This window comes from Acinetobacter sp. TR3 (assembly GCF_027105055.1).
GTDB lineage: Bacteria > Pseudomonadota > Gammaproteobacteria > Pseudomonadales > Moraxellaceae > Acinetobacter.
The window spans coordinates 2,662,666-2,688,913 of sequence record NZ_CP114264.1; the positions used below are offsets into that span (position 1 = coordinate 2,662,666).

Genomic DNA, 26,248 nt, shown 5'->3' on the forward strand with positions numbered 1-26,248 from the left:
ATTTTCTTTTATGAATCAAATTCCACAAATCTATTCAACGACGTTGCCATTTACATCGTAGAATTCACCCTCATCCCCTTGAACGTCAGCAGACAATCGTTGAGCGATGCGCCACATTTTCTTTAGTATTTCATGATCTGGATTCTTGACATGAATACAGCCATTACTCCAACTAAACCAAGCCATGTTCGTATTTAGGCCATGTTTGCTATATGCAATCCAAACTGCTAAGCCTTCACTTTCTAGATGCAATATCTGCCCATTATTCACTTGAACTTCGGCAAAATTATCTAGTCTCATTTCTGAGTCCTGATGAAGGAACTCTTTCCATTCATCTAAAGATATTTCCTCACCCGTTTCGTCAAAGTAAAATGGCTTGCGAGTAATATGAATGTCATACCCCATAAAAAATTCTCAAAAATTAAAGTAACTTCGCTGGCACTTTCACTGGCATATCCAATAATTGCTGTGCAAATGCCTTACCTTGTGGATCAATCCGTAGACTGGCAATCCCACCACCACCTAATGCATTTTCAAGCATAAAGTTCAGTGCATGCATGGCTGGCAGTTCATAACGAATCACTTTTGATTTCTCTGAATCAAGTACATGCTGCATATAATCAGCAACATTTTCCTCAGTTAATGCCGCTCGAATCCAAGGCAAATATTCTGCTTTACGGGCAATAACACCAATATTGCTGTGATTGCCCTTATCGCCACTGCGTGCATGTGCGACTTCAATCAAAGGCACTTCAATTTCATCACCTTGATAAATTGCGACTTCACCAATTAGGTGCGGAACAAAACTCTGTACGGTTAAGCCAGTTGGAATCTCAACAGCATGACGTTGCCCTGCAAAATCCACCTCAACCTTGATTTGATCTTTATCAATTAAGAAAGAGAAAAGCTTCACCACTGCCGAAGCTTTAGGACGACCACCAACAATCCCCGCTAATGCAGGTGCCATACCTGTAGATGCCTGTGCAATTTCCGAAGCAAAAAACATACAGGCTTCTTTAAACATGTGTTTCACAGCAATCTTGACCACCACTTCACGGCTATCTTTGACTCTGGCATGCGAACCATAGGTGCTTTCGATACCCAGAATCTCCACCGATTTTTCACTAAATGGCGGAACTGAACGTAAAGCCAATACACGTTCGCATTTATTTAGAATCGCATCGGCAATGGTTTGCGCTTTTTCAGGTGCTTCACGACCTGCAATTAAGAAGCTCACTAAAACACGATAACCATCCGCATAGGTAGCACTGACTTTATATTGCTGCGTTGGTGCACGACCAGTTGCACCTGTAACTTTTACTCGATCCTCACCGATTTGCTCTAAATGAACTTGGCTAAAATCAGCCGTCACATCAGGAAGTAAATAAGCTTGAGGATTACCAATCTCATAAACAATTTGTTCTGCGACTGTTGCTGTTGAAACCAAGCCACCTGTGCCTTGTGGTTTAGTCACAATAAAGGAAGCATCGGCACTGACTTCTACAATTGGAAAGCCCATATTGTCAAAGCCTTGTACTAAACGCCAATCGGTAAAATTACCACCTGTACATTGAGCACCACATTCAATCACATGCCCTGCCAATGAACCCTGTGCCAACTTGTCATAATCATCCAGTGACCATTGATATTCATGCAGTAATGGTGCAAGTACCACAGCCGAATCGACCACCCGACCTGTAATCACAATATCCGCACCTAAATCCAAGGCATCACGGATCGCAATCGCCCCTAAATAGGCATTACTGCTGGCTACATGATGTGGTAAAGCTTCGCCATTAAACATTTCCTGAACATTTTGTTTCAGTAACTCAGCATGTTTGGGTAATACATCATCCCCAAGTACCACAGCAACTTTTAAATCCAAGCCTTTTTCATCAATTATTTTTTGTAAGGCATCACGACACGCTAAAGGATTAACACCGCCAGCATTACTAATGACTTTGATTTTTTTCTCAGCAATTTTATTAATCAGTGGTGCCATCACTCGGCTAACAAAATCCAATGCATAACCATGATTTGGATCAGTCATCATTGCCTTTGCCATGATCGACATAGTAATTTCTGACAAATAATCAAAGACTAAATAATCAATATCACTTAAATGTACCAACTGAAAAGCGGCTGTGTTGGTATCCCCCCAAAAGCCTGATGCACACCCAATTTTGATTACCTTCTGATCATCCTGCTTGATGCTTGTCATGCGCTTTCTCATTGTTATTTCTAAATTGGCATAACATTACCAAGCAAGTGCTTGGTTTGTAAAGTACATAATGATATGCTGTATTGACAAAAACAGACAAATTCAAGCAAATGCTTGTTATAAAAAGATAAGACAATTCATGAAATGAATTTTGTTACAATGCTCACTAGATTTAATAGGATAGACGGACTGGCATGATCGCAACTTCAATTGAGCAAATACCTAAAATTGTTTGTTTTGACGATAGCCCACGTGGGCGTTTATTGCTTGGCGCTGCTTATCTATTTTATAAACAAGGTTATGACAAAACCACGGTTCGCCAATTGGGTGAATTTATTGGTATCCAGTCAGGTAGTCTTTTCCATCATTTCAAAAGTAAAGATGAAATTTTAGCGACTGTCATGGAACAAACCATTATTTATAACTTTGCACGGCTTAAAGAAGCGGCTGAACGTTCAAATGAGCCAGAACAACAATTACGTGATTTAATCAAAGCTGAACTGATTTCGATTACTGGGGATACAGGTGCAGCAATGGCCGTACTCGTTCATGAATGGTTTGCCCTCTCCAAAGAGAAACAAGACTATCTTCTAAAGATGCGTAATGAATATGAGCAAGTTTGGCTGAATGTGATTGAAAAATTACGTGATCAAGGCAAAGTTAAACATGATGCATTTATTTGGCGTCGATTGATTGGTGGTTCTATTTCTTGGTCGGTGACTTGGTACAGACCTGAAGGTAAAGTCAAAGTGGATGAGCTGACTGAAATGGTTTGGGAAATGGCTTTAAAATAAGTAAGATATGAGACGACATAACTTAACGTTCCACCCAATCATGGTATTTCTATTGTAAAAATTCTTTGTTAATCTGCAAGCAATATAACAGCAGAATAATAATGCCATGAATCCAGTCCAACATGCCAATATTTCAGTAAAACGTCGTGGGGGCGAGCTTGAAGATTATATTGATATTCATGCTTTGATTGACAGCACCAAAATGCTTTGTACCGATAACCGCCATCGTATCCTGCATACCTTTTGGGGGGTTCAGGAAGTGATTATTCCAATCTTTGGACATCACTTTGAAAATAGTGCTGGCAATAGCATTGAAGTTAAAGACCTTTGTGAAAAGGATCATCTGTTAGTGGATTTCCATCACCGCTTTATTCCAACGATAGGAGACTTCGTTGCTGCAATGCAGGATATTCCGACTGATGGACTGGCTAAACGCCTCGAAAAATTCCATTCAGATGTGATTGATGACCCAAAGCTATCAGCAACACTACTCTCTCCATTATCAGTGACAGGACAACTAAAATCTTTACTGATCACTCACAATAGTTGGTTTATCAATACCATTCTTCCCATGATGGGAAAAAGCGAAGCTAAATTTATTGATTTTGATATTAGTCCAGACTTCTTTTTCAATCCAATGCGTTTTGAACTCTGGATGGACAATGGGATAGTCGTCCCGCCAAGTGCAGCCAAACTGCAAGAATTAAAAACTAAAATTGCTTAATTAAAGGGGAAATAAATATGAGCAATATCCAATACGTGATTCGTCAAAACGACTTTGCTTACAATGATGAATGGCATCTGACCAATTGCGTTTCAACTGGGGCGATCAAACAGATTTATACAGATAAGGCTGACGCTGAAAAGGCATACAAATCATTAGTCGTTGAAGGCTTATACTATGATGAATTATGTAACTATGATATTGGCAACGGTGAAGCAGATGATGAAATCTACGAAAAACTTGAAGCTTTAATTTTAGAAAAAACAGGAAAAACTTTTAATATAGATGATGGTGAAATTCCTAAATTAAATGAAGATGATGCTTTTGAATTTGCTAAAATCTCAGGTATTGTCTGGTACCAATTATTGGAAGTTGATGCATCACAGCCCTGCTATGTACTCTGGATCAACTCTGAAGAAGACTATTTTAGTGGTTACGAAACTGGCAGCATTATTTCTAGCCAAGATGAAAATTTTAGTGATGTGTCGTGGGAAGCCAATATTTATGCGATGGACTATGAGTTTGAAGCTTTGATGGACAAACCACTTGCAGAGTTAAGCGATAGCCCGCTGTTATTCAAACAATTTATCGAACAAACTCCAGATATTCGTTACGATGCTGAAAAAGACAGCATCGAGGGTATTGCACTCGACAACATAAAATTTATCGATATAAAAACTTTGAACTCATTTTTGAAACAACCTATATTTGAAATCCGCCAAATCTCTTTAGAAGAATTAGCTGAACTCGAATAAATTTGAAAATAAAAAGTGCGGAAATTAACCGCACTTTTTATTCGCCATGAAGGTATTAATAGCCTAACTGCTTACTAATCAAATCCTTCATGATTTCTTCAGCACCACCGCCAATCATATTCACTTTCACTTCACGATAAATTCGTTCGGACTTGGTTCCACGCATAAAACCCATTCCACCCAAAGTTTGCACAGCAGCATCCGCACAAAATTGCATGGTACGTGTCGCTACATTTTTTGACATCGAAATTTGTGCAATGAGGTCTGCCCCTTGCAGCTCTTTTTGCCCCATTCGATAAGCTGTATCTTCTAATAATGCTCGTGTTGTGTTCAATTGTGTTGCCATATCTACAAATTTGTGGCGAACCACCTGATGATCTACCAAGCGCTTCCCAAAAGTCTGTCGCTGCTTTGCCCAATCCAAGGCTTCCTCATAACAGACCAAGGCATAACCATATGCCATCGCAGCTAGCCAAAAACGCTCCATATTAAAGTTATTCATAATGACTTTAAAACCAGCATTTTCCTCGCCCAACAAATGGCTAACTGGGACTTTGACATTGTCAAAATGCAAATGTGCAGTGTCTGATGCCCACCAACCCATTTTCTTTAATGGTGATTTGGTTATTCCCTTGCTATGCGCATCGACCAATAACATAGAAATCCCTTTGGCACCTTGGGCATTCTGATCCGTCTTTACAGCAACCGTATAATAATCAGCACGAATCCCTGAGGTAATAAAGGTCTTTTCACCATTCAAAATATAATGATCTCCTTCTCGAACTGCTTTGGTTTTAATTGCAGCTACATCAGAACCGCCACTAGGCTCTGTAATTGCCAAGGCTGAGATTTTTTCACCTGCAATAATCCGCGGCATAACTTCATCACGAATCTCAGGTCGAGCAAAATGATGAATGGGTGGTGTTCCAATACTATGAATCATAAGCGAAATATGTACGCCACCAGATCCAGCTTTTGCCATCTCAATTGCTGCCAACATGACATAAAATGCGTCTGCATCAGGAATACCACCATGTTCAGCATCATAACCTAAGCCCATTAAACCGATATTTGCAGCCTTTTGATAAAGTTCTCGTGGAAATGATCCTGCTTCATCCCATTCATTCACATAAGGTGAAATTTCTTTCTCTACAAAACGTTTGACACTGTCTGCAAAAGCCCGATGTTCAGATGTGTAATAAATCGGGTTAAGTGATAAACCATCCATGCTATTTTTCCTAAATTATTATTTAACTAATTGTTCTTTTATAAATACAGCTTTAGACCAATCTCATCATGATCTAAAGCCTTTAAAATTTGGATTAATAGCCCAGTTGGCGGCTGGCAAGGTCTTTCATAATTTCCTCTGCACCACCACCAATCATGTTCACTTTCACTTCACGATAGATACGTTCAGATTTTGTGCCACGCATAAAACCCATTCCCCCTAAAGTCTGAACAGCAGCATCAGCACAGAATTGCATGGTTTGTGTTGCTACATTTTTAAGCATGCAAATTTGTGCAATCAGTTCATTACCCTGCAATTCTGGTTTTCCTAAACGATAGGCTGTATCTTCCAATAACGCACGAGTTGAAGTTAAACGTGTCGCCATATCTACTAGCTTATGACGAACAACTTGATGATCAATCAAACGCTTACCAAATGTTTGTCTCTGCTTTGCCCAATCCAAAGCCTCCTCATAGCAAACCAACGCATAACCATAGCTACTGGCTGCAAGAAAAAATCGCTCCATGTTAAAGTTGTTCATAATGACAAAGAAGCCCATATTTTCGGCACCCAGTAAATTTTTGGCTGGCACTCGTACATCATCAAAGTGCAAATGCGCTGTATCCGATGCCCACCAACCCATTTTATCTAGCTTTGATTTTGTAATGCCTTCACTATGCGCATCAATCAACAGCATTGAAATACCATTAGCTCCCTTAGCATTAGGATCAGTTCTCACCGCAACAGAATAATAATCCGCACGAATACCCGATGTAATAAAGGTCTTTTCACCACTGACAATATAATCGTCACCATCTCGAACCGCTTTGGTTTTTAAAGCCGCAACATCAGAACCACCGCTAGGTTCAGTAATTGCCAATGCAGAGATTTTCTCTCCAGACAAAATTTGTGGTAAGACTTCAGCCTTAACCTCTTCTTGAGCAAAATGCTGAATTGGTGGCGTCCCAATCGTATGTGAAAGCAATGATGCCGCCAATCCACCTGACGCACACTTCGCTAATTCAACAGAGGCAAGTAAAGTATAAAATGCATCCGTGCCCGCAATACCACCATAATTTTCATCGAAGCCAACACCGAGTAAGCCAATATCAGCAGCCTTTTTATAAAGCTCACGCGGAAAGGTTTCCGCTTCATCCCATTCATTGATAAACGGACTAATTTCCTTTTCAGTAAAGCGCCTAACACTCTCAGCAAAGGCTAAATGTTGCTCAGTGTAATATAAAGGATTGAGTAGCATGCTTACTTCCTAGTAATTATTGATCATTGTTTTCGAGTATTTAGTGAGCACTAAGGTATCAAAACCATAAAAACCAAGCAAGCGCTTGGCATAATTTAAAATTAAAAAATTTTAAAAGCTTGATATAAAATACAAAATTATATTTTTAGTCGGCCACGAAAACCATGAGTCGTATAATAAGATTGTGCACCATTGCGGTAAGTAAAAACTTGTCCATAACAACAATCACAAAAAATAGCACCACCTTTTTCCCGAATATCATCTGGCGTTTTCACCCAACTCGAAGTCTTTAAATCAAAATATTCAACAGACTGTAATTGTTTATATTGTTCTTCTGTGAGCAATTCAATACCTATTGCCTCTGCAACTTCAAGCGCATTATTTTCGGGCTTATGTTCTTTACGTGCATCTAAAACAACGCGATCATAACAAAGACTTCTACGCCCTTTTGGCGTTTCTATAGCACAATCATAAAAGACAATTTCTGATAATTTTGAGTCAAATGAAACGATATCTAGCTCTCTGCCTGTCTCTTCCATTTGATTCAACCCCCATAGCTTTTGAGGTTTCTGTTTCAACTGATCTTCAATATCCACCCAATTTAAAGCTTGATGCCGATACATATTTTCTTCAAAACGTTTTTTAGGATCTCGAACAACACCATCATCTGTTCAGCATTTAATTGCTTTTTCTTGGTCATTTTTATTCTCTAAATTTAAGCGTTAAACCGAACGACCATCAAAATGATTAATTTTAATACTTTCTAAATCTTTGATACATCTGATATTAATGGCATACATCTAATTGGCTTTGGATCAATACCAGTTGCATAAGGATGGATACTGTAGATCTTACAAAAATGATGATTGATTACATGCTTATTAAATTTATATCATTAAAGTATTCTACTGAAGAAAGATTTCAAGCTAACTCATCCCAAGCCACAATAATTAAAGAAGTTAGCTTTTTCTAATTGAGTATTTACAAAATACTCCTCCGGTAAGTATCTAAAAAAGAGATTTCCACAATATTCCATTTTTGGGCTTTTATTCAATCACGCCTAAAACTTCAAATAATTTTCTTTTTATAAACTTTAATTTATATATCTTTAAAAAGAATCTTCAATATACTTTTTGAAAATAATAATTTTTAACTTAATTCTATGAACACTATTAATAATAGATGAGAGTATTCATAGGAAATTCAAATTTTAAGTAAAATTATCCTCTGAACTGCAATGTTAATTTTTCACCATAAATTATCGCAATTTCTTCAAGAACTTAATAAAAACGTAAATTTGAATTTTTTAATGTATCTAAAAATCCGGCCTCTTCTACAAAATAAGTTATGTTTCCATCACAAAGCAAGCCTATTCCACAAATTTCACCATGATCATCTTCCCCTTCAAATGAAATAAAACCCACCTGTAATTGACCAAAAATATCAGGAATTGGCTCAATCTCATGCTGATCACAGAATTGTATTAAATATTCCATCAGTTCATTGGTTATAGCATTTATAAGAGGCAACTTTTCCTGATATTAATGATAATCACTATCATAGCGACTAAAACCAAGATGAAAATTAATCTCATCTAATCGTAGATTGTCTAAATCATCATAAAATTCACCTAATGAATCGTAATGAAGCTCAATTTCATCATACTCTTGTTCATCCTCCATAAAGGGATAATTCCAAACCTCCACAGGTAAATCCAAAGAAATAAGATTTAATTCGACTAAACGTTCAATCAGTTTTTTGTTTTGCCTATATCCCTAAATGCTTGTTTGCTAATAGGCATTAGTAAATGATAAGAAAGTGACATTTTTTTCCCCTTTTAAATTTATAGCTATATTAGAGGATTCTTTTTCAATAAGGAATTCTTGAAATTCTTTAAGCGACTTATATTGTCGTGTATATTTGCCTTATCTAAATATACCAATAAAAAAACACCCCTAACCGTTAGGTTAGGGGTGTTTATAATTTAAAAGCTGGCGATGACTTACTCTCACATGGCAAACGCCACACTACCATCAGCGCTAAGAGGTTTCACTTCTGAGTTCGGGAAGGGATCAGGTGGTTCACTCTTGCTATTGTCGCCAGCAAACTGTTTATGGATACTTGCTTTGGTCTTATCTATGCCAAGGCTTTTTCCAAATGAGTTATTAACGGATTAGATATTGAGTCTAACTTTGTGTTCAGCATTTTAACTAGTTTTCACACTAAATCAAGTTATGTATTGAATTTATCTTGAATACAACAACTGTTTGGGTGTTGTATAGTCAAGCCTCACGAGCAATTAGTATTGGTCAGCTTCACACGTCACCGTGCTTCCACACCCAACCTATCAACGTCCTAGTCTCGAACGGCTCTTTAGAGGAATAAATTCCTAGGGAAATCTTATCTTGAGGTAGGCTTCCCGCTTAGATGCTTTCAGCGGTTATCCCTTCCGAACATAGCTACCCGGCGATGCGACTGGCGTCACAACCGGTACACCAGAGGTTCGTCCACTCTGGTCCTCTCGTACTAGGAGCAGATCCTCTCAAATTTCCAGCGCCCACGGTAGATAGGGACCGAACTGTCTCACGACGTTCTAAACCCAGCTCGCGTACCTCTTTAAATGGCGAACAGCCATACCCTTGGGACCTGCTTCAGCCCCAGGATGAGATGAGCCGACATCGAGGTGCCAAACACCGCCGTCGATATGAACTCTTGGGCGGTATCAGCCTGTTATCCCCAGAGTACCTTTTATCCGTTGAGCGATGGCCCTTCCATACAGAACCACCGGATCACTAAGACCTACTTTCGTACCTGCTCGACTTGTGGGTCTCGCAGTTAAGCGCGCTTTTGCCTTTATACTCTACGCGTGATTTCCGACCACGCTGAGCGCACCTTCGTACTCCTCCGTTACTCTTTAGGAGGAGACCGCCCCAGTCAAACTACCCACCAGACATGGTCCTCGCCCCGGATTACGGGGCAGAGTTAGAACCTCAACATTACCAGGGTGGTATTTCAAGGACGGCTCCATTGGAACTAGCGTTCCAACTTCAAAGCCTCCCACCTATCCTACACAAGTAAGGTCAAAGTTCAATGTCAAGCTGCAGTAAAGGTTCACGGGGTCTTTCCGTCTAGCCGCGGGTACACTGCATCTTCACAGCGATTTCGATTTCACTGAGCCTCTGCTGGAGACAGCGCCGCCATCATTATGCCATTCGTGCAGGTCGGAACTTACCCGACAAGGAATTTCGCTACCTTAGGACCGTTATAGTTACGGCCGCCGTTTACTGGGGCTTCGATCAAGAGCTTCGCTTACGCTAACCCCATCAATTAACCTTCCAGCACCGGGCAGGCATCACACCCTATACGTCCACTTTCGTGTTTGCAGAGTGCTATGTTTTTAATAAACAGTTGCAGCGGCCTGGTTTCTGTGGCTGCCAATAGCTCAGGGAGCAAGTCCCATCACCGTCAGCAGCGTACCTTCTCCCGAAGTTACGGTACCATTTTGCCTAGTTCCTTCAGCAGAGTTCTCTCAAGCGCTTTGGTCTACTCGACCTGACCACCTGTGTCGGTTTCGGGTACGATTCCTGTGTAACTGAAGCTTAGAGACTTTTCCTGGAAGCATGGTATCAGCCACTTCACTGTACAAGTACAGCTTGCTATCAGTTCTCAGCATAGAGTACCCCGGATTTGCCTAAGATACATGCCTACAACCTTCCACCTGGACAACCAACGCCAGGCTGACTTAACCTTCTCCGTCCTCTCATCGCATTACACAGAAGTATTGGAATATTAACCAATTTCCCATCGACTACGCCTCTCGGCCTCGCCTTAGGGGTCGACTCACCCAGCCCCGATTAACGTTGGACTGGAACCCTTGGTCTTTCAGCGAACGGGTTTTTCACCCGTTTTGTCGTTACTCACGTCAGCATTCGCACTTCTGATACCTCCAGCATACTTCTCAATACACCTTCATCGGCTTACAGAACGCTCCCCTACCACTTGACTATTGTCAAATCCGCAGCTTCGGCACATAGTTTTAGCCCCGTTACATCTTCCGCGCAGGCCGACTCGACTAGTGAGCTATTACGCTTTCTTTAAAGGGTGGCTGCTTCTAAGCCAACCTCCTAGCTGTCTATGCCTTCCCACATCGTTTCCCACTTAACTATGATTTTGGGGCCTTAGCTGGCGGTCTGGATTGTTTTCCTCTTGACTACGGACGTTAGCACCCGCAGTCTGTCTCCCGGATAGTACTCATTGGTATTCGGAGTTTGCATCGGTTTGGTAAGTCGGGATGACCCCCTAGCCGAAACAGTGCTCTACCCCCAATGGTATTCGTCCGAGGCGCTACCTAAATAGCTTTCGGGGAGAACCAGCTATCACCAGGCTTGATTAGCCTTTCACCCCTATCCACAAGTCATCCCCTGGCTTTTCAACGACAGTGGGTTCGGTCCTCCAGTTAGTGTTACCCAACCTTCAACCTGCTCATGGATAGATCGCCTGGTTTCGGGTCTATACCCAGCAACTAAACGCCCTATTAAGACTCGATTTCTCTACGGCTCCCCTATACGGTTAACCTCGCTACTGAATATAAGTCGCTGACCCATTATACAAAAGGTACGCAGTCACCGAACAAGTCGGCTCCCACTGCTTGTATGCATGCGGTTTCAGGATCTATTTCACTCCCCTCACAGGGGTTCTTTTCGCCTTTCCCTCACGGTACTGGTTCACTATCGGTCAGTCAGGAGTATTTAGCCTTGGAGGATGGTCCCCCCATATTCAGACAAGGTTTCACGTGCCTCGCCCTACTCGTCATCATTGTGTGTGCCCTTTCGTGTACGGGAATATCACCCTCTACGTTCGCACTTCCCAGAGCGTTCCACTAGAACACACACAACTTAATGGGCTGCTCCCCGTTCGCTCGCCGCTACTAAGGGAATCTCAATTGATTTCTTTTCCTAAGGGTACTGAGATGTTTCACTTCCCCTCGTTCGCTTCATAAGCCTATGTATTCAGCTTATGATACCCGCCTTATAGCGGGTGGGTTCCCCCATTCAGAAATCTCCGGATCAAAGGATATTTGCCGCCTCCCCGGAGCTTATCGCAGGCTATTACGTCTTTCATCGCCTCTGACTGCCAAGGCATCCACCACATGCACTTAATTACTTGACTATACAACCCCAAACAGTCGTTAACACATACAAGTCAGTGTTAGCGTTGCAAACTTAATTGCTACTATTCGTTGTCTGTGAACTTAATCACCATACAGCTTCAATCTAAATTCATATACCAAAACGCTTGATTCAGTGTTTTTGCTAGTTCTCAGATTAAATATTAATTTAACAATTACTTGTTATCTTCCTATTTAATCGAGTTTGAACAATTTATTTCAGACTCAAATTCTAATCTGTTAATGATTAACTACAGCCTCGTCAGCTTGCAGTAAACTGTGATAAATCACAGAGATTAATAAACCAGTCAAATTAGACTGTATTCACTAAACTCTATAATCTTCTTAGCTTGTACTCTGTAAAGTACATGGTGGAGACTAGGAGAGTCGAACTCCTGACCTCCTGCGTGCAAAGCAGGCGCTCTACCAACTAAGCTAAGTCCCCAGCTTATCACTTAATGAACGATATATCTTTCAGATTTGGTGGGTCTGACAAGACTTGAACTTGTGACCCCACGCTTATCAAGCGTGTGCTCTAACCAACTGAGCTACAGACCCTCAGATACATCTTCGAAGAACAACTTGTTGTGGATTCTTACCGATCGTCAATCTTTCGTTAAGGAGGTGATCCAGCCGCAGGTTCCCCTACGGCTACCTTGTTACGACTTCACCCCAGTCATCGGCCACACCGTGGTAAGCGTCCTCCTTGCGGTTAGACTACCTACTTCTGGTGCAACAAACTCCCATGGTGTGACGGGCGGTGTGTACAAGGCCCGGGAACGTATTCACCGCGGCATTCTGATCCGCGATTACTAGCGATTCCGACTTCATGGAGTCGAGTTGCAGACTCCAATCCGGACTACGATCGGCTTTTTGAGATTAGCATCCTATCGCTAGGTAGCAACCCTTTGTACCGACCATTGTAGCACGTGTGTAGCCCTGGCCGTAAGGGCCATGATGACTTGACGTCGTCCCCGCCTTCCTCCAGTTTGTCACTGGCAGTATCCTTAAAGTTCCCGACATTACTCGCTGGCAAATAAGGAAAAGGGTTGCGCTCGTTGCGGGACTTAACCCAACATCTCACGACACGAGCTGACGACAGCCATGCAGCACCTGTATCTAGATTCCCTAAGGCACCAATCCATCTCTGGAAAGTTTCTAGTATGTCAAGGCCAGGTAAGGTTCTTCGCGTTGCATCGAATTAAACCACATGCTCCACCGCTTGTGCGGGCCCCCGTCAATTCATTTGAGTTTTAGTCTTGCGACCGTACTCCCCAGGCGGTCTACTTATCGCGTTAGCTGCGCCACTAAAGCCTCAAAGGCCCCAACGGCTAGTAGACATCGTTTACGGCATGGACTACCAGGGTATCTAATCCTGTTTGCTCCCCATGCTTTCGTACCTCAGCGTCAGTATTAGGCCAGATGGCTGCCTTCGCCATCGGTATTCCTCCAGATCTCTACGCATTTCACCGCTACACCTGGAATTCTACCATCCTCTCCCATACTCTAGCTGACCAGTATCGAATGCAATTCCTAAGTTAAGCTCAGGGATTTCACATCCGACTTAATCAGCCGCCTACGCACGCTTTACGCCCAGTAAATCCGATTAACGCTCGCACCCTCTGTATTACCGCGGCTGCTGGCACAGAGTTAGCCGGTGCTTATTCTGCGAGTAACGTCCACTATCCAGTAGTATTAATACTAGTAGCCTCCTCCTCGCTTAAAGTGCTTTACAACCAAAAGGCCTTCTTCACACACGCGGCATGGCTGGATCAGGCTTCCGCCCATTGTCCAATATTCCCCACTGCTGCCTCCCGTAGGAGTCTGGGCCGTGTCTCAGTCCCAGTGTGGCGGATCATCCTCTCAGACCCGCTACAGATCGTCGCCTTGGTAGGCCTTTACCCCACCAACTAGCTAATCCGACTTAGGCTCATCATTTAGCGCAAGGTCCGAAGATCCCCTGCTTTCTCCCGTAGGACGTATGCGGTATTAGCATTCCTTTCGGAATGTTGTCCCCCACTAAATGGCAGATTCCTAAGCATTACTCACCCGTCCGCCGCTAAGATAAGGTGCAAGCACCTCATCTCCGCTCGACTTGCATGTGTTAAGCCTGCCGCCAGCGTTCAATCTGAGCCATGATCAAACTCTTCAGTTTAAAATCATTAGTAGCTTATGGCTACAAATCTTGGCTCATCAATTTTCTGACTAAAAATTCGCTCAAATAAACTTCGAGAAATTTCTACCATTCAATCAATGAAATATTTTCGATCGATCAACCAGTAAAAATCCACACAAGTTGTTCTTCTATTCTCTTAATGATCTTCTCGATGATTCGTCATCATCAAGCTAGGTCGGCTATGTTACTCTAATCTAAACTAAAGTCAACAGGTAATTTCGATATTTTTTAAACCTACCAATCAACCCAAGAATCTAACCTTTCTAGCCAAATCCTTGTTTCTCAACAAGTTTTTATCTGCATCACCGCCGATGGATGTGCATTCTACAGTATTCCCTACCCAATACAACCCCCTTTCCTAATCTTTTTATTTAAGTGAACGTTTTTAAACCAAAATCACAATTTTTCTTATATTTTTCGACCGAATTTGTTTTAATAATAAGAGAACAACTAAACTGTATACCTCATATCTATGTTTTGCGTCATGCAGCGCAATCATTCTAATGACTGTATTTCGCTCTAATGGCGATGAAGGACTTATATGCATTACTCAAATTATATCTTGCTTGGGCTGTTAACCGCTGGGGCATGCTCACCTGTATTAGCACAAGAAGTTCAAAACGAGCCATCTATTCAAAAAAGCTCAGTGGCAAATACCAACAATCAACAATCGACATCGACTATTCAAGCCATAAAAGATTTAAAACATATCACTAGAAATGATTTAAAGGTCAATGCAAACGCTGCTCAACCTGATGCTGTAAAAGATCCTTTACAACCATTAAATAGACAGATCTTTGCTTTAAATGATGCTTTGGATCGTAATTTATTAAAACCTATTGCAATACAATATGTAGCAAAAGTTCCAGAAGAAGTCCGTACCCCTTATCGCCAATTTAGAAAAAATCTAGGTGAACCTTGGAATGCAGTCAACCAATTAATCCAAGGACGACCAACTCGCGCTGCCAAGACATTAGGTCGCTTCACGATTAATACACTTACAACACTAGGTTTTTCTGATCCTGCTCGTCGTTTAGGCCTAACCACTGAAGAGGAAAGTTTTGGCGTCACTTTAGGTTACTACGGTGTACCATCAGGTCCTTATGTGATGCTGCCATTTTTTGGTCCAAGCACATTCCGTGACGGTTTTGGTTTAGCAACAGATCGTTTTGGTCGCCCACAAAAATATTTATTAGATGATCAAGAAGGTATTTATTGGTCTACTAATTTATTACAAGCAATTGATGCTCGCTCACAAATTTTGGATATTGAAGAAAGCTTAAAAGGTGATAAATATTCAATGATCCGTGATTTTTACTTACAACGTAAAGCCTTCCAAATTGCTGAAAAGCATGGAGATTCGGCAGATGTTTCATTTGTAAGTGACGAAAATGACAATAACGATCAATCAGGTGATGACAAATAATCTCTGAGGAACTTTAAATGATAGACTTATGTATTAATTTAAAGTTTTAGCAATACTATGTTTTTCATCATATTTCATCTATGATGAATTAAAAAATGATCATACAAATACAAAAGGTCGGCTACTTATCTATGTATTTTATTCAACCCACACGCTCAATATCTTATTTAGACCAAGCACTAAATGAGTTACCGAGTTTACAAATCATTCATATTGATGATTTAGATTTGTATGATCAAACGATAATTGCTATTGCCGATGTACAAGATTTTTTAAAATACCAATGGAAATTGCCTACAATTGTTCTTGCTTTTGAACATGAAGGAACTGCATTAGCTCAAGCATGGGAAATGGGTGCGTTGGCAGGATGGATTTGGAGTGAATTACCCAAAAATCCTGTTCATTCATTATTTAAGATTGATGCACAGTATAAGCGTAATCAAGATAGTAGAGATTTACCTTCTGCCGCAGAACTACAAAAAAGATTATTACCAAACCCGATCGAATTACCAAACTATCAATTTGAATCATTTTTTCAGCCTTCAGCTTATCTGTCAGGAGATTGGTATGATTACTGGAGATTAAATGATGATGAAGTCTTGTTTTATTTAGCAGATGTTTCAGGTCATGGGGTAACAAGTAGTTTACTGACATCTTGGATGGCGGCATTTCATGGCCGATCAAAAACACCTAGTCAATTGATTCAAAAACTAAATGCAATGTTAGTACAAGAAAATATTGAAAAGCATATTACTATGGTGGCGGGAATATTAAACTTAGCAACTCATGAAGTATGTTGGTCTAGCGCTGGTCACTACCCTCCTCCAATTATTTTTGAGCCCAACCAACCTCCACAAATCCTTACAACAAGTAGCTTTCCATTAGGTCTTACTGAAGAGCTAGAAGTTGAAGAACATTGTTGTACATTGAGTCGTAATGCTCGTTTTATATTATGTTCTGATGGTGCACTTGAACCATTTGATGGCGGTTTGAATGATCAATTTAATCAATTGGTCGAACATCTTCAGCATGACGCTTTCAAAGCACCAGATCATGTTGCTGATGACATTGCTATTTTAAGCATACGCCGAATGAATTAACCCTAAAATCAATATTTTAATTAGATCACAGCATCCAACCACTTGTGTCTAGAATATCACTATGGGATAATTTTATATCCTTTCTCTGAAAATGGCATTTATATGTCAACAGGTCATGTTGAATATGCAAGTTTGAACGGAACGCATATTTTCAAGCTTATTGGCGAAGTGCGCGCTCACTCTTGTATAAGTTTAGACAAGTTACTCAACAAAATTGAACAGCAACAGAATGTTGTCGGTGCAATTGTTGATTTAACTGAAACTACATTTATTGACAGCACGGTCTTGGGTGTACTTGCAAAACTAGGTCTTAAGCTTAAACAAGTTCATCATATTCAAGCTGTTATGCTTTCGACAAATCCAGATATCACCACCTTAGCCAATAGTATGGGGCTAGGTCAGGTATTTGTAATTTTAAATTACTGCGGTGATCCAAGTGTATGCACTTTAGAACTGACTGAAGAGCATGTAACACATAGTGCAATGCTCAATACTGTACTTGATGCACACAAAACATTGATGCGTTTAAATGAAAACAACCAAAATATGTTTGAGCCTCTTGTGAAGCAATTGCAAAAAGAACAAGAGTGCTTATCTCTTGATTCACAAAAACAAAATGCATAATTGTTGAAAACCCAATCTTGATGCCGATATGACCTTACTTTCTGTTGTACAAATGAATTCTCAAAATGACATTGAAGCAAATTTCCTTGTCATTGAATCATTGATTCAGCAAAGTAAGGCTCAAGCGGCGGAGTTAATTGTTTTCCCAGAAAATTTTGTTTGTTTTGCAGCAGGAAAACAGCGTGAAACTGCTGCGCAATTCGAGAGCATTCAACAGCGTTTAGAACAACTCGCTCATCGTTATCAAATTTGGATTATCGCGGGTACTCTCCCTTGCCCGTTTCGTCCTGATGGTTCAATCATTGATGATGGTCGAGTTCGAACCGTCAGTTTATGCATTAGCCCTGAAAGAACTGAAGCACGTTATGACAAAATCCATTTGTTTGATGTACAAGTCGGTGACGCTGTTGGCGGTTACCAAGAATCAAAGTTCTTTGAAGCAGGCGATCAAGTGGTGGTTGCCAAAACACCGTTTGGCAATATTGGTCTGATGGTGTGTTATGACTTGCGCTTCCCTGAACTTGCTCTAATGTTACGTCAGCAAGGGGCAAATATTTTAACTGCACCTGCTGCATTTACTTACACAACAGGGCAACTTCACTGGCAACTGCTCTTACAAGCACGTGCGCTGGATAGCCAATGTTATGTGCTTGGTGCAGCTCAGCAAGGCTGGCATGGTGAACAACGCCAAACTTGGGGGCATGCAGGAATTACAAATAGCCGAGGGCAACTATTAGAAATAATTACAGCCGAAGGACATGGTTTAATTACATCTTCATTTGACCTAGCAGAACAAAATAATATTCGACTAGCAATGCCATTGATGCAGCATCGTAAACTTATCAATTATTAAAAATAATCGTTTTATCTGAGCACACTTTTGTTCAATTTATCCTCATATGGCATCACTTTGACTGTTATAGTCAATTTTCATAAATGTATGTTTTGTAGGATCATGATTTAATAGGCTTTATTTATCATGGTAGAACAAGATCAAATGGTCATATTCTATACGTGATGTAATATCCTCAATTAATTCGTATTAAGTTTGATTTATGTTTAAAGTAATTTTCATTTTTTTATTTTTTATAGGGGCAATTGCACAACTTCATGCAGCCGTAGTTGAAACCAATACCAGTTCACAAAGTACCTTGTCCACGCCACAAAATTTATCGCTAAATTCTTTTGGGCAATGGGTGATTGGTTGGGGTACTGGGGCTGAAGGTGCGAGACAACGATTAGATAATATTCAGCGAGAGGATGTCATCATTATCAAACAAAAAGGTGCAACCTTAGACATGATTGTTGCATGGCAACAATATTATGAACAAGAAGCGCTCAATAATCCCAATAATCCAACGGCACGTTATAGAGCGCGTTTGATGAAAAAAATCGCTGAGCTTTGGTAATTATTGATGTAAAATCTGCGTAACTAATCATAAGCAGATCACGATATACTGATCAGATGAATATACTGTTTGAGAAGCGCATGGGTGATGAACATCAGCAATTACGATTAGATAATCAGCTTTGTTTTCTGATTTATTCAACCAACCTTGCCTTAAATCAAGTCTACCGTCAATTGCTCTCTCCTCTCGGATTAACTTACCCTCAATATCTGGTAATGTTAGTGCTTTGGGAAAGGGATCAACTCAGTGTTTCTAAGATCGGTGAAAGATTATTTTTAGAATCTTCCACACTCACTCCATTATTAAAAAAACTTGAAGCCTCACAACTAATTTCACGCAAACGCTCAGTCGAAGATGAAAGACAGGTTATTATTTCTCTTACACCACAAGGTCATACTTTAAAATTAGAAGCAGTCGATATTCCATCCAAAATTTCAGAAGCAGCGGCCTGTTCAACCACATCACTTAAAGAGCTTAAAGATCAGCTTGCGACATTACGTCACCATCTCACGCAATAGAACCTAAGTTTACAAATCGATAACTTGCATTCCCAAATATATCGTGTACGATTTAATTGTACACAATATTTATTCGGGAATAAAAATCATGTCTCTAGAACAAGTCGTTTATCGCGCAAAAGCAAAAGCTACAGGTGGTCGTGATGGTCGTGCAACTTCATCAGACGGTGTCTTAGATGTAAAATTAGGTGTGCCAAAAGAAATGGGCGGTGCTGGTGGTGAAGTTACCAATCCTGAACAGCTTTTTGCGGCGGGTTATTCAGCATGTTTCTTAGGTGCAATGAAATTTGTTGCAAATCGAGATAAATTCAAAATTACGAAAGATGCTTATGTTGAAGGTGAAGTGGGAATTGGTCCAATTCCAAATGGCTTTGGTATCGAAGTCACTTTAAATGTTTATCTAATTGGTATGGAACAAGCAGAAGCTGAACAACTGGTTGCCGCTGCACACATTGTTTGTCCATATTCAAACGCAACTCGTGGCAATATTGATGTGAATTTTAATATCGTAACCACTGAATAAATATTTCAGATTTTATAAAAAAAACAGCATGGTGATCCATGCTGTTTTTTACTTATATCATCTTTACACTTCCGCAGCTTCATTCGTCACACGCAATACTTCTTCTAATGTGGTTTTTCCAGCTAACACTTTCAATAAACCATCATCACGAATCGAAGCAGCATGACGACGCGCATGATTTTCTAATTCAAACTCAGCTGCATTACCATGAATCAAACGGCGCATCGACTCATCTACTGGCACAATTTCATAAATTGCAGTTCGTCCGCTAAAGCCAACATGTGAACATTTTTCACAACCATGCGGTTCAGGCAACTGCATATATTCATCAACTTTGAGATGCTGAAACACTTGTCGCTCAAAATCATCAGCTTTTCGCCAAGTCACGCAATGTGGACACAAGGTCCGAACAAGACGTTGCGCAATAACACCTATCAAAGAACTTGCCAACAAGAATGGTTCGATCCCCATGTCTTTTAAACGTGTTACCGCACCAATTGCCGTATTGGTATGCAGTGTTGATAGCACTAAGTGACCCGTTAAAGAGGCTTGTACCGCAATTTCAGCAGTTTCAAGATCACGAATCTCACCCACCATCACCACATCTGGATCTTGGCGTAGCATCGCTTTTAATGCACGTGCAAAGGTCATATCGACTTTAGTATTGACCTGCGTTTGACCAATCCCCTCCAATTGATATTCAATCGGATCTTCGGCAGTCAAAATATTACGTGTATTGTCATTAAGATCAGACAATGCAGCATACAAGGTTGTGGTTTTACCCGAACCTGTTGGGCCTGTCACCAAGATAATGCCATGTGGGCGATGTACCAATTGCGTTAAACGCTCATAGTCATTTTTCATTAAACCAAGATGAGTCATGTTTAAACGCCCAGCTTGCTTGTCTAGTAAACGCATGACCACTCGTTCACCATGCGAAGAAGGTAAAGTCGATACACGTACATCCACTTCACGTCCCGCTAAACGTAATGAAATACGTCCATCTTGTGGAACTCGCTTTTCAGCAATATCCAGTTTCGCCATGACTTTAATACGTGATACCAATAATGGCGCAAGTTCACGGCGTGGCTGTACAATTTCACGCAGTTGACCATCGACACGTAAACGTACCGAAAGTTTTTTCTCAAAGGCTTCAATATGAATATCAGATGCGCTGACACGAATCGCTTCAGACAATAAGGCATTAATTAGGCGAACAATTGGTGCATCATCTTCTTGATCCATCAAGTCTTCAGCTTCAGGCACTTGGTCTGCCAAACTTAATAAATCTGGATGATCTTCTAGACCCGCAGCCACTTGTTGTGACTCACCTGTATCCCCTGCATAACTCGAACTCAATAGAGCATGGAACTCTTGATCAGTACATAATTGATCGTGAGCCGATTTCCCCAAAATTCGACGTGCTTCCTGCAAAGCAATACGCGCGGTGTCCTTCCGTCGCACAATAAAAATTTGGTCACCTTCATAACGTAATAAAACGCCATGTCGTTTAGCAAAACTATAAGGAATTTGTATTTGTTTAAGTATTTGCATCACACAAATAATGATAAGAGAAAGTATTGAGTGTACTCTAAGCAGATTACAGCGTGAAGTCTGTTTAGCATACTCACACAGGAATTTTGCATCTTGTCTCAAAATAATCAATATCAAGCTCCCCATTCTGACACTTTGAAATGGTGGGGCGAACAACAATTCGAAATTCAACAGGCCAAAGCGTGGCAATTCGGTTCATTGCTCTTTCGTCTCACTCGCGGCATCAAAGAGTGGCGTTTGGAATATCATCGCCCTCAATTTCAGTATGACTACGAGCAGCAGTGGCGAATATTGAATGATATTGAATTTGCCATGCCACCTCCTGCAAAAATTGAACGTTATATGTTTCACAAAACCAATGGCATCTTTCATTTGATGCCTCGCTTGGCGGATCGCTCAGTGGTGATTCGACCTGTTGACCCGATTTATATTCCTGCCGGCCAGCGTGGAACCTTATATATCAGTACACCCTTGTGGATTGCGGGTTTGGTTGACGGTCTTTCTGAGCCCTTATTTGATATTCCCGTGATTCAACCGAAAGACACTTGGTTTGGTAAAGACCCACAAAATGGTGAGATCTGCTACGCAACTTCTGTAGATGGTCGTATTGATTTGAATCTACTCAAACCGCGTGCTTTTCGCGCAGTCACTCCAATTGAGTTCCACAATACCAGTCATCACCAATTGCGTTTTGACCGTATGAATGTCCCCGTCCCTGCGTTGCCTTTATTTTATAGTGAAAGTACAGGTCGTTTATGGACTTCACAAATCAAAGTCTATTATGAAGGTACGGATCATCCAGCACGTATTCGGATTGAGAATAAAACCCCAACTCAAGCAGGTGAAGTGATTTATGTACATCCTCCTCGTGCGCCTGGCAGTACCTTATTCAATATGTTTGATTCATTCTTTTAAGAGGTTGCTATGCCCGACTCAAATATTCCAAAGGATGTTGCTAGTAGCCTCACCAGTATTTTCACCAATATTAACTTCGAACGTTTAAGTGAAATCGTTGTTGCGATTATTTTAGCGTTTATTGGTTTTGTAATCGCAAGACTGGTATCGAATGCCTTCATTCGTACAATTGGAAATCGTTTTAATGCCCATCAACGCTTGCTATGGCGTAGAGGGATTTTTTATTTTATTTTCCTGTTATTTATTATGACCAGCTTAAGAGAGGCTGGATTTAAACTCAGCGTGTTCTTGGGTGCAGCAGGAATTCTGACCGTTGCTTTGGGTTTTGCATCACAAACATCGGCAACCAATTTGATCAGTGGTTTATTTTTGATCGGAGAAGGTTCATTTGAAGTTGGTGATACGATTCAAATTACCTTAATTCGCGGACAAACGATTGAAGGACAAGTCATTTCAATTGACCTCCTCTCAGTTAAATTGCTAACACTAGATAATGTGTATATTCGTCTACCAAACGAACAATTGATTCGAACACCCGTCATGAATTTATCAAAATACCCAATACGGCGTATTCCAATTACATTGGCGATCAATTTCCATGAAGACATTATCAAAGTACGACAAGTACTTTTAGATGTTGCTGCTAAATATCCTTTGGTCATGGATGATCCGAAAGCAACCGTTACCGTAACAGCATTTAGGGAGTCATCGATTGAACTCCTTTTTGCGGTATGGTGTAGACAGGAAAATGCATTGAAAGTTCGCGATGAAATGCAAGAACGTGTCCGTAATGGTTTCTTAGAAAATCAAATTGAAATTCCTGTACCTAAAATGGGCTTAATTGATCGCCCTTTACCATTAGAGGATGACGAAGTTGATCAATATGCAAATCAAAAAGAACTGAAAAAAGCGGAGAAAGAGAAATAATCAACTCTCTTTCTCAGATTCCTCAAGTGCTGGTGGTAACGGTGCAAGATAAGCAATCACAAGCATGATTGCACCTGAACCAATAAATGAAATGACACGAGTCAATGTACCACTTTGCGATAGATCAAGCAGCAATAATTTAGCGACGACAATTGCCAATAATGCAGCTCCAACAAACCAGATTTGTCGAATATGACGGCGACTTGAAAATGTCATCAGAACAAAAGCCAAAATCACCCACAACAAAGTCAAACTCAACTGCACATCGCCATCCGACCAAATCTCGATACCCCATAGTGGCGTCCCAAGATAATGATGCATCGCACGTACAACAATACTACTCAAAACCAATAAGCCAACTAAAATAGTGGTGACTTTAAAGCCCCATTCTATTGAATGCTCATCACTCAACTTATAATGGTAGATTGTCCAAATCAGTCCGATGAAGATCAATAAGGAGAAAATATCAGTAAGATTTAATAAAGGTAAGAAATAATATTGTTCAGCAGAATGTATATCTAAACTAATCAGAATTAACCAAACTAGACTTAAACTAAGCACGGGTATTTGTTGTAGAAGTTGGGTATTTTTAGTGGTTATTAAAAATATTCCATACAACACTGGAATGAGGGCTAATCCAATCAATGGCATAATTGGGAAAACCGCCAAACCAATACTCGCCAAACTTAACCACAATAAGCTTGACCATATAATAAGTTTTTCCTTTGAAATAGTACTCTTCAAAGTGATTAACATTAGAGCCAATACAACCGAAGCAACCGCAAAGCTGACTTGATTTAACTTACTCGACCAATGCAACACGGAATACACATTCTCTGCAAAACTTTCACCATAAAGCAGAAATAATAAACTCCCCAATAAGATCAGCTGTACATTGTCCCACTGTAATCTTGATGTGAAGTGAACGACTAGACTGAAAGAAGCCAATAATAAAACTGCTATTGCTAAATATGGGCTCAGTCCATATTGTTGCCACTGTATCAATTCAACGCCTGCAATCGCTCCTGCATACATCCCCAATGCTAAAAAAATTCCACTGAGCATTCGAGCACTAAAATATTTTTCAACTTGTTGATAATTTAATAAATAGTAAGCTGAAATAAACTGAGCGATTGCATAGATGACTGTACTGAGTATCGGAAAGTGGTCATTTGACCAAACTTGAAAAATGAGTGCCACTGAACTTAACAGCACCAATACAACACCCACATAACGACTTAAACGATAACGTTCAGTTACTCCCCAGACAATTAATGCTGTACCTTGAATCACCCAACCCGTTGAAGTCCAATGTGCCCCTTTAGCCAATGGGAAAATTAATGCCGTAAAAACCACTGCAAGAATAAAGAAACTTTTTGCCAAGATAGATAATTGCGGATGTTGACGTTTAATCCATAGATTTAATGCGATGTACACAATGGCTAATGCAACAGCTCCCCAAGTTAATGCTTGAGTCGAGTTATGCATTAAATATGCATGCAAGGAAAAACCAAGTACGGGAACACTAAAAATAAGCCCAACATCTAAGATAGGCTGTAAACGTTGATGACTTTGAGGAACTGTCTGATCAATGCTTGTATCTTGAGTTTGTGTCCGTAACATTAGTTGGCTATAGCGAATGCTTAACCAAATGAATAAAGCAATATGCAGCCATAAAATCATATCCAAGGTGTCAAACTGATATGTTTTTGCATAGATCCCAATCGTTGCGCCACCGATAAACATGGTGGCAAAAAATGCGATTTGATGCAAAATTTTCCACGGCTGAATAAAATTAACCGCAGCAACAGCTAAATTAATTAAAAAGTAATAGCCAAATAAGAAAATCACATCAGGATGATTTTGTGGAATCACCAGTGGTGCAAGATATGCCATGCTCAAAGCTAACATCGCTAAATACAAGGCTTGCTGTTTTAAACTGAGATAGACCGTCGCTAATAATAGAATTACAAATAAAATACTCGCTGTACTTAAGCTAGCAATCACGGCGAAGTGATGCGAGAAAATCAAGGTCAAAAAAACGACTGCCAAACCCACGCCTTGTAAAGCTACAGCAAATAATTGGTTTTTCTTTTGTAGTAAATAACCTGCAATGGTCGTAATAACACCAGCAACAGCAATAAAACTCAGTTTCACACCCAAGCTTAATTGCCAATGCTCGCTAGCAAAGCGTAACAGTAACACCACGCCAACCATTAATATTGCAACTGCAACGCGTAAAATTGGATTGCCATGCATCATCCAATCAAGTGCAGGTTGCCACCATGATACTGTTTGAGTTGTTGCTTGATGCTCAAAATCAACAGGTGACTGACTATTTTGATTTGGTATCGCCTGATAATCAGCTTTCATCCACGCAGGATGTTGTTCAAAAACTGGTGTCTGAGTTTCTGTCTTCTTGGCTTCATCAAGATACTGCTCAATATTTTGGGCGTTGATCCTTTGCTGAGCTAAAGCCTTTATGTCAGGCTCTACATTTGCATATTGTTCCAAATGAATCAGTCGAGTTTGAAATGCGCTGATCGTTTGGATTAAACATAGCATTAATACCAATAATGCACCGCCAGCTAACCACATCCACGTATTGGCGTAAGCAAAAAGTGCCACGAGTGCCGCAGCATAAATGATAATTTTTTGCCCATTTATATTCGCTGATTGTGCAAAAAAACTTGGCGCGACCTGCTCTAGCTGGCGTAAGCGCTGATGAATTTCTGAAATAACGTGCACAATAACAACAGTTAATCCAATTGTTGCAGCAACAATCGCTCCATGCCATTGAAATGCAATTGCGCAAGCAAGCAGCACCGTCAAAGCAACTAAAACGATAATAATTCCCTGTTTATTTTTTTTATACATAGACTTAGATCAATTATGACACCTTCATTTAAGTTATCTTACTTGATCACTT

Annotated in this window: 20 protein-coding genes, 2 tRNA genes, 3 rRNA genes and 2 pseudogenes; 12 read left to right on the plus strand and 15 right to left on the minus strand. The window is 40.4% G+C overall.

Translation table 11 applies throughout. The features are described 5' to 3' along the window. Nucleotides 1-30 precede the first annotated feature (30 nt). Both O1449_RS12675 and O1449_RS12680 read right to left on the minus strand, forming a co-directional pair. The gene (locus tag O1449_RS12675; protein ID WP_269238491.1) at nt 31-405 is read right to left on the minus strand and encodes a hypothetical protein; all 375 of its coding nucleotides are present in this window, start codon (nt 403-405) and stop codon (nt 31-33) included. 16 nt (nt 406-421) lie between these two features. After that, nucleotides 422-2,221 (minus strand): acyclic terpene utilization AtuA family protein, encoded by a 1,800-nt coding sequence (locus O1449_RS12680; RefSeq protein ID WP_269238492.1) that lies wholly within the window; start codon nt 2,219-2,221, stop codon nt 422-424. Nucleotides 2,222-2,415: 194 nt separating this feature from the next. On the opposite strand from O1449_RS12680, the gene O1449_RS12685 reads away from it, so the two are divergent. The 3 genes from O1449_RS12685 (at nt 2,416) to O1449_RS12695 (ending at nt 4,494) form a co-directional block, all read left to right on the plus strand. Continuing rightward, nucleotides 2,416-3,015, plus strand: a complete 600-nt coding sequence (locus tag O1449_RS12685) for a TetR/AcrR family transcriptional regulator (protein WP_269238493.1) — start codon at nt 2,416-2,418, stop codon at nt 3,013-3,015. Nucleotides 3,016-3,121: 106 nt separating this feature from the next. Beyond that, nucleotides 3,122-3,739 (plus strand): DUF6915 family protein, encoded by a 618-nt coding sequence (locus O1449_RS12690; RefSeq protein ID WP_269238494.1) that lies wholly within the window; start codon nt 3,122-3,124, stop codon nt 3,737-3,739. A 17-nt stretch (nt 3,740-3,756) separates the two neighbouring features. Then, nucleotides 3,757-4,494 carry a hypothetical protein gene (locus O1449_RS12695; RefSeq protein ID WP_269238495.1) on the plus strand — a complete coding sequence of 246 codons (738 nt, stop codon included), beginning with the start codon at nt 3,757-3,759 and terminating at the stop codon, nt 4,492-4,494. A gap of 55 nt (nt 4,495-4,549) precedes the next feature. On the opposite strand, the gene O1449_RS12700 is transcribed toward O1449_RS12695, so the two are convergent. The 11 genes and pseudogenes from O1449_RS12700 to O1449_RS12750 form a co-directional block, all read right to left on the minus strand. Then, a complete protein-coding gene (locus O1449_RS12700; RefSeq protein WP_269238496.1) occupies nt 4,550-5,722 on the minus strand; it encodes an acyl-CoA dehydrogenase family protein in 1,173 nt (390 codons plus the stop codon). A 94-nt stretch (nt 5,723-5,816) separates the two neighbouring features. Continuing rightward, complete coding sequence (locus O1449_RS12705; protein WP_004664110.1) at nt 5,817-6,980, minus strand: acyl-CoA dehydrogenase family protein; 1,164 nt, start codon at nt 6,978-6,980, stop codon at nt 5,817-5,819. A gap of 137 nt (nt 6,981-7,117) precedes the next feature. After that, a pseudogene (locus O1449_RS12710) lies at nt 7,118-7,680 on the minus strand (DUF4256 domain-containing protein). A 22-nt stretch (nt 7,681-7,702) separates the two neighbouring features. Next, nucleotides 7,703-7,872, minus strand: a pseudogene (locus tag O1449_RS12715) (GFA family protein); the annotation flags it as partial. A gap of 388 nt (nt 7,873-8,260) precedes the next feature. After that, nucleotides 8,261-8,509, minus strand: coding sequence for a hypothetical protein (locus O1449_RS12720; protein WP_269238497.1), 249 nt, complete (start codon nt 8,507-8,509; stop codon nt 8,261-8,263). 12 nt (nt 8,510-8,521) lie between these two features. Then, nucleotides 8,522-8,686: a hypothetical protein gene (locus O1449_RS12725; protein WP_269238498.1), complete on the minus strand. Its 165-nt coding sequence runs from the start codon at nt 8,684-8,686 to the stop codon at nt 8,522-8,524. Nucleotides 8,687-8,969: 283 nt separating this feature from the next. Next, nucleotides 8,970-9,084, minus strand: a 5S ribosomal RNA gene (gene rrf / locus O1449_RS12730). A 174-nt stretch (nt 9,085-9,258) separates the two neighbouring features. Further along, nucleotides 9,259-12,149 (minus strand): 23S ribosomal RNA (locus O1449_RS12735). Between the two features lie 367 nt (nt 12,150-12,516). After that, a tRNA-Ala gene (locus tag O1449_RS12740) sits at nt 12,517-12,592 on the minus strand. Nucleotides 12,593-12,628: 36 nt separating this feature from the next. Next, nucleotides 12,629-12,705: transfer RNA gene (locus O1449_RS12745), tRNA-Ile, on the minus strand. A gap of 59 nt (nt 12,706-12,764) precedes the next feature. Next, nucleotides 12,765-14,302, minus strand: a 16S ribosomal RNA gene (locus O1449_RS12750). Together the 16S, 23S and 5S rRNA genes with 2 tRNA genes alongside form the textbook arrangement of a ribosomal RNA operon. 562 nt (nt 14,303-14,864) lie before the next feature. On the opposite strand from O1449_RS12750, the gene O1449_RS12755 reads away from it, so the two are divergent. The 7 genes from O1449_RS12755 (at nt 14,865) to O1449_RS12785 (ending at nt 19,923) form a co-directional block, all read left to right on the plus strand. Beyond that, nucleotides 14,865-15,749 carry an MlaA family lipoprotein gene (locus O1449_RS12755; protein WP_269238499.1) on the plus strand — a complete coding sequence of 295 codons (885 nt, stop codon included), beginning with the start codon at nt 14,865-14,867 and terminating at the stop codon, nt 15,747-15,749. A 131-nt stretch (nt 15,750-15,880) separates the two neighbouring features. Beyond that, nucleotides 15,881-16,849 (plus strand): RsbU family protein phosphatase GigA, encoded by a 969-nt coding sequence (gene gigA, locus O1449_RS12760; protein ID WP_269239715.1) that lies wholly within the window; start codon nt 15,881-15,883, stop codon nt 16,847-16,849. Nucleotides 16,850-16,951: 102 nt separating this feature from the next. Next, nucleotides 16,952-17,473, plus strand: coding sequence for an STAS domain-containing protein (gigB, locus tag O1449_RS12765; RefSeq protein ID WP_241336410.1), 522 nt, complete (start codon nt 16,952-16,954; stop codon nt 17,471-17,473). A gap of 28 nt (nt 17,474-17,501) precedes the next feature. Then, entirely contained in the window at nt 17,502-18,326 is an 825-nt protein-coding gene (locus O1449_RS12770; RefSeq protein WP_269238500.1) for a carbon-nitrogen hydrolase family protein, read from the plus strand. A gap of 202 nt (nt 18,327-18,528) precedes the next feature. Continuing rightward, nucleotides 18,529-18,882: a DUF4951 domain-containing protein gene (locus O1449_RS12775; RefSeq protein ID WP_269238501.1), complete on the plus strand. Its 354-nt coding sequence runs from the start codon at nt 18,529-18,531 to the stop codon at nt 18,880-18,882. An 80-nt stretch (nt 18,883-18,962) separates the two neighbouring features. Continuing rightward, entirely contained in the window at nt 18,963-19,400 is a 438-nt protein-coding gene (locus tag O1449_RS12780) for a MarR family winged helix-turn-helix transcriptional regulator (RefSeq protein WP_269238502.1), read from the plus strand. Nucleotides 19,401-19,488: 88 nt separating this feature from the next. Next, nucleotides 19,489-19,923: an organic hydroperoxide resistance protein gene (locus O1449_RS12785; protein ID WP_046738486.1), complete on the plus strand. Its 435-nt coding sequence runs from the start codon at nt 19,489-19,491 to the stop codon at nt 19,921-19,923. 63 nt (nt 19,924-19,986) lie between these two features. Here the strand turns inward: O1449_RS12785 and gspE are convergent, their stop codons facing one another. Next, nucleotides 19,987-21,477: a type II secretion system ATPase GspE gene (gene gspE, locus O1449_RS12790; protein ID WP_046738491.1), complete on the minus strand. Its 1,491-nt coding sequence runs from the start codon at nt 21,475-21,477 to the stop codon at nt 19,987-19,989. Nucleotides 21,478-21,570: 93 nt separating this feature from the next. Here gspE and O1449_RS12795 point away from each other — a divergent pair, with 93 nt between their 5' ends. Beyond that, nucleotides 21,571-22,392: a hypothetical protein gene (locus tag O1449_RS12795; RefSeq protein WP_269238503.1), complete on the plus strand. Its 822-nt coding sequence runs from the start codon at nt 21,571-21,573 to the stop codon at nt 22,390-22,392. 9 nt (nt 22,393-22,401) lie between these two features. Then, the gene (locus O1449_RS12800; protein ID WP_269229629.1) at nt 22,402-23,319 is read left to right on the plus strand and encodes a mechanosensitive ion channel family protein; all 918 of its coding nucleotides are present in this window, start codon (nt 22,402-22,404) and stop codon (nt 23,317-23,319) included. Here O1449_RS12800 and O1449_RS12805 read toward each other — a convergent pair whose 3' ends face one another. Next, a complete protein-coding gene (locus O1449_RS12805) occupies nt 23,320-26,196 on the minus strand; it encodes a DUF2339 domain-containing protein (RefSeq protein ID WP_269238504.1) in 2,877 nt (958 codons plus the stop codon). Between the last annotated feature and the right edge of the window lie 52 nt (nt 26,197-26,248).